Here is a 1,137-nt window from a genome sequence, read left to right as displayed (position 1 = left end):
CGTCTTGTGAGACCCGCAACCGGATTGGATTTGAGATATCCCATATCAACAGCAAAACTGAACAAAGCCGTGATTACAGCTTGATGACGGTGGTGGGTCGTATAGGAAACATCAGTTAAATGATTGAGATATTCCATCAAAACTTGTCTGTCGATGATTTCTATTGACCATCGACCGTACTCCTTAAGCAAGGGGATAATCGTAGACTGATATGAACGCAGAGTACTTTTGGCTAGTCCTGGACGTTCTAAAAATTTGGTGGCTAAAGCTGCTAAAGTCATCATTACTTTAGAAGAGCTTTTTACAATTTATTTGAATAAAGGTTTAGATATTAACTTATCATTAACAAATATATTTTCAGATATATTTTGATGATTGCAACAAAACATTCAACGCGACCATTGGGAGAGGAAGGGCTTGCTAATTACGTCCAGAGATTGCGAGGTCAGCTTTCTTTAACCCAAAAAGAATTGAGTTTCAAAGCGGGAATACATATCCAGACCATCCGCAAAATTGAGGGTGGACAAACGAATAGACTCAATCAAAAGGCTAAAAGCGGTCTAGCTGCTGCGTTGGGAATACCACCGGAGTACCTAGATGCGGCAGCGAAGAAAATCTCTCCAGAAACAATAACTACGTTAAAATTTTGTCCTAAATGTTGGACTCCAGGAACTACCCCTGACCAAATGTGGACAGATTTACGGTCGAAGTATTGCTTTGCTTGTGGCACAGCTTTACGGAATCGCTGTGTTAGTTGCAATGAACCAATTATGTCATTGAAATTTAAATTCTGCCCTTACTGTGGCGCGAATTATAAACAAAATCAAACTACTTCTTAAAAACTGAATATCCAGGTATCTAATTGGCAACGCGCGAACTTTTATCTCCGACACAACGACTTCAATTTACTGAAATCCCCGATTCTATTACGACAAGAGATATAGCTCGCTACTATACTTTTAGTAATGACGAACTCAAAGTTATCAAAGAGCGTCGTAGACCACACAATCGTCTTGGTTTCGCCGTACAGTTATCTTACCTACGCTTCCCCGGTCGTGTTTGGAGTCTAGGAGAAATAGTACCAGAATCTGTACTGTTTTATATTGCATCTCAATTAAAACTTGACCCGACAATCAT

The 1,137-nt window shown here is 39.8% G+C and carries 3 protein-coding genes; 2 read left to right on the top strand and 1 reads right to left on the bottom strand.

Annotated elements, in window-relative coordinates; translation table 11 throughout:
- The coding region (locus tag ACEYW6_RS36320; protein WP_412983624.1) for a phage integrase SAM-like domain-containing protein at positions 1–284 on the bottom strand (284 nt) is incomplete at its 3' end.
- An 87-nt stretch (positions 285–371) separates the two neighbouring features.
- On the opposite strand from ACEYW6_RS36320, the gene ACEYW6_RS36315 reads away from it, so the two are divergent.
- Both ACEYW6_RS36315 and ACEYW6_RS36310 read left to right on the top strand, forming a co-directional pair.
- Entirely contained in the window at positions 372–839 is a 468-nt protein-coding gene (locus ACEYW6_RS36315) for a double zinc ribbon domain-containing protein (RefSeq protein ID WP_412983623.1), read from the top strand.
- A gap of 23 nt (positions 840–862) precedes the next feature.
- Positions 863–1,137: DUF4158 domain-containing protein (locus ACEYW6_RS36310; RefSeq protein WP_412983622.1), on the top strand; the 275-nt coding region annotated here is incomplete at its 3' end.

It is taken from the genome of Nostoc sp. UIC 10607, assembly GCF_047228265.1.
GTDB lineage: Bacteria > Cyanobacteriota > Cyanobacteriia > Cyanobacteriales > Nostocaceae > Nostoc > Nostoc foliaceum_A.
This window is presented reverse-complemented; position numbering and strand designations above follow the sequence as displayed.